The 4,054-nt window shown below is 43.7% G+C and carries 3 protein-coding genes; all 3 read left to right on the forward strand.

From position 1 onward, the window contains the following. Positions 1-369: 369 nt before the first annotated feature. Positions 370-2,583, forward strand: coding sequence for a polyribonucleotide nucleotidyltransferase (gene pnp / locus QZ359_RS02680; protein WP_293958031.1), 2,214 nt, complete (start codon positions 370-372; stop codon positions 2,581-2,583). Positions 2,584-2,598: 15 nt separating this feature from the next. Further along, entirely contained in the window at positions 2,599-3,216 is a 618-nt protein-coding gene (gene cysE, locus QZ359_RS02685) for a serine O-acetyltransferase (protein WP_084886707.1), read from the forward strand. Between the two features lie 11 nt (positions 3,217-3,227). Further along, the coding region (locus QZ359_RS02690; protein ID WP_293958035.1) for a GNAT family N-acetyltransferase at positions 3,228-4,054 on the forward strand (827 nt) is incomplete at its 3' end.

The following is a 4,054-nucleotide window of genomic DNA, read 5'->3' on the forward strand; positions in this document are numbered from 1 at the left end:
AAATTCCATTGGATTTCTAAAATCATCCACTGGATAATTTTACCTCCCGTCCGCACTATTTCAGGGAAATATCAAAAAACTACTTAATTGAATTTTGGCCTCATTTCTTAGGAAAAAAGATAAGCTTCCTAGCACTCATCGAGTGTGGCGTCACCTTCCTATTTTTCTACAGAAATGTTCGGCAAGCCGAACCGTCCAAAATATCTTGAGTAGTTGAACACGCCTACAACTCTGTGGAAAAAGATAAATCTGCCTAGGAGCAGTCGCTCCGTCGTTCGATTTCCTATTTTCCTTTGAGTTGCTTAACGGCTTAGTATCTTGATCTTTGTAGGCAAGGCGTATAATTTCATCAATCCAAAGGGGATTAAAATGACAAAACAAGTGTTTCAAACGACTTTTGCGGGTCGTGAGTTAATTGTAGAGACTGGTCAGGTTGCTAAGCAAGCAAATGGCTCTGTTGTCGTGCGTTACGGTGAGTCAACTGTCTTGACTGCTGCCGTGATGTCTAAGAAGATGGCAACTGGAGATTTCTTCCCTCTTCAAGTCAACTACGAAGAAAAAATGTATGCGGCTGGGAAGTTTCCTGGTGGCTTTATGAAGCGTGAAGGACGTCCTTCAACAGATGCGACTCTGACAGCGCGTTTGATTGACCGTCCAATCCGTCCTATGTTTGCGGAAGGTTTCCGTAACGAAGTCCAAGTCATCAACACCGTGCTTTCTTATGATGAAAATACTTCTGCACCAATGGCTGCTATGTTTGGTTCATCCTTGGCACTTTCCATTTCAGATATTCCATTTGACGGCCCAATTGCTGGGGTACAGGTGGGCTATGTCGACGGTGAAATCATCATCAACCCTACGCAAGAACAAGCAGAGCAATCTCTCCTTGAATTGACAGTAGCTGGTACCAAACATGCCATCAACATGGTAGAGTCTGGTGCTAAAGAATTGTCAGAAGAAATCATGTTGGAAGCTCTTCTTAAAGGGCATGAAGCAGTCAAAGAATTGATTGCCTTCCAAGAAGAAATCGTTGCTGCTGTCGGTAAGGAAAAAGCAGAAGTAGAATTGCTTCATGTGGACGCTGAATTGCAAGCTGAAATTATCGCAGCCTACAACAGCGACCTCCAAAAAGCGGTCCAAGTAGAAGAAAAATTGGCTCGTGAAGCTGCAACTCAAGCAGTTAAGGACCAAGTTACTGCCGTTTACGAAGAAAAATATGCAGACCACGAAGAATTTGACCGTATCATGCGTGATGTGGCTGAAATCTTGGAACAAATGGAACACGCTGAAGTGCGTCGTTTGATTACAGAAGACAAGGTGCGTCCTGATGGTCGTAAGGTCGATGAAATCCGTCCTTTGGATGCGGTTGTTGACTTCCTTCCTCGTGTGCACGGCTCTGGTCTCTTTACTCGTGGGCAAACTCAGGCCCTTTCAGTCTTGACCTTGGCTCCGATGGGTGAAACTCAAATCATTGATGGTTTGGATCCAGAGTACAAGAAACGCTTTATGCACCACTATAACTTCCCACAATACTCTGTAGGGGAAACTGGCCGTTACGGTGCGCCAGGTCGTCGTGAAATCGGTCACGGTGCTCTTGGTGAGCGTGCTCTTGCTCAAGTTTTGCCAAGTTTGGAAGAATTTCCATATGCTATCCGTTTGGTAGCAGAAGTTTTAGAATCAAATGGTTCTTCATCTCAAGCTTCTATCTGTGCGGGAACTCTTGCCCTTATGGCTGGTGGTGTGCCAATCAAGGCGCCAGTAGCAGGGATTGCCATGGGTCTCATCTCAGATGGAAACAACTACACAGTCTTGACAGATATCCAAGGTTTGGAAGACCACTTTGGAGACATGGACTTCAAGGTTGCAGGAACTCGTGACGGGATTACAGCCCTACAAATGGATATCAAAATTCAAGGGATTACTGCAGAAATCTTGACAGAAGCACTTGCCCAAGCCAAGAAAGCGCGTTTTGAAATCCTTGATGTGATTGAAGCAACCATTCCAGAAGTTCGTCCAGAATTGGCTCCAACTGCTCCGAAAATTGATACCATCAAGATTGATGTGGACAAGATTAAGATTGTCATCGGTAAGGGTGGAGAAACCATCGACAAGATTATCGCTGAAACAGGCGTTAAGATTGATATCGATGAAGAAGGAAATGTGTCTATCTACTCTAGCGACCAAGATGCCATCAATCGTGCCAAAGAAATTATTGCTGGTTTGGTCCGTGAAGCCAAAGTGGATGAAGTTTACCGTGCTAAAGTCGTTCGTATCGAGAAATTTGGTGCCTTTGTTAACCTTTTTGATAAGACAGATGCCCTTGTTCATATCTCTGAGATGGCTTGGACGCGTACCAATAATGTCGAAGACTTGGTAGCAATCGGGGATGAAGTTGATGTTAAGGTTATCAAGATTGATGAAAAAGGACGTGTGGATGCTTCTATGAAAGCCCTTCTTCCTCGTCCTCCAAAACCTGAACGTGATGAAAAAGGTGAAAAATCAGAGCGTCCTCACCGCCCACGTCATCACAAGGATCACAAACCTAAGAAAGAAATTACAGAAACACCAAAAGATTCAGAATAAGAAAAGGAGAAATGTATGGGATGGTGGCGCGAAACCATTGATATCGTAAAAGAAAATGATCCAGCGGCCCGCACCACTTTGGAGGTTTTGCTGACTTATCCAGGTGTCAAGGCCTTGGCGGCCCACCGTCTTTCACATTTTCTCTGGAAGCATGGCTTCAAACTTTTGGCTCGAATGCACAGTCAGTTTTGGCGCTTTTGGACTCAGATTGAGATTCATCCAGGTGCCCAGATTGATTCAGGTGTCTTTATCGACCACGGTTCTGGTCTGGTGATTGGGGAAACAGCGATCGTTGAAAAAGGTGTTCTCCTTTATCACGGAGTGACTCTTGGTGGGACTGGTAAGGATGTTGGCAAACGCCATCCGACCGTTCGTCAGGGTGCCCTTATATCAGCACATGCCCAAGTTATTGGTCCTGTAGAAATTGGTGCAAATGCCAAGGTCGGTGCTGCAGCAGTTGTCGTAGCAGATGTACCTAGTGATGTGACGGTTGTCGGTATTCCGGCCAAGATTGTCCGAGTTCATGGACAGAAGGATGAACCGACGATCCACGAAGTCGAAGAAAAACGAGAGTACTACGTCAATAAACTCGAGCAGGCTAAAGATGTAAGTCACAGATCGTCTGGTTTGTAGAGGATACCTATATGATTCAAGCAAGAAACAAGTTAAGCCAAGAGGAGTTATCTGAGGCGAAAAAACTAATTAACTGTTGCCAAAACTATGACGGTACCTATCGTGATCCCTATCTTTCTAACATGCTTAATTTTGACCCAAACATGCCCGCCTTTTTCCTTTATTATGAAAAAGGCGAACTTGTTGGTCTCTTAACTGTTTATGCTGATGATCAAGATGTGGAAGTGACGATACTGGTTCATCCAGATCATCGTCATCAAGGAATTGCGAGTGCTTTGTTTACGAGTTTTGAGAAAGAAACGGCTTCTTTCCCTATTCGTTCAGTGACTTTTCAGACAGAACGTATTTTTCTAGAATGTCATCCTGATTTTGTCAGCAACTGGGGATTGGTTGAGGATGAAGAGACAGAAACCTGGTTAGGTAAGGATAGAAGACCTTATCAGTTAGCAAAACTTTCTAATCTTGAAGTTTTGTTAGCAGATAGTTCGTATCAGGAGCAAATTACCCAGTTAAAATTTCAGGCATTTTCAGAGGAACATGAATCGAGAGAAGTTGTGTATAGATATGTCGCTGAAGCCCTGAAGGATCCAGAAAGTCGCTTATATATTTTGTTAAAAGACGGTCAGGTTATTGGAACTTGCACGGTAGATTTGTCGACTAATACGAATTACTTCTACGGTTTAGCAATATCGGAACCTGAACGTGGAAAAGGCTATGGAAGCTATTTAGCAAAATCCCTTGTCAACCAACTAATTGAGCAAAATGACAAGGAATTTCAGATTGCAGTGGAAGATAGCAATGTAGGTGCCAAACGTTTGTATGAAAAAATTGGCTTTGT

The organism is Streptococcus sp., assembly GCF_019414905.1.
GTDB lineage: Bacteria > Bacillota > Bacilli > Lactobacillales > Streptococcaceae > Streptococcus.

Coding starts and splice junctions, on each gene's coding strand:
- pnp (WP_293958031.1), top strand. CDS start 370: ATGACAAAACAAGTGTTTCAAACGACTTTTGCGGGTCGTGAGTTAATT.
- cysE (WP_084886707.1), top strand. CDS start 2,599: ATGGGATGGTGGCGCGAAACCATTGATATCGTAAAAGAAAATGATCCA.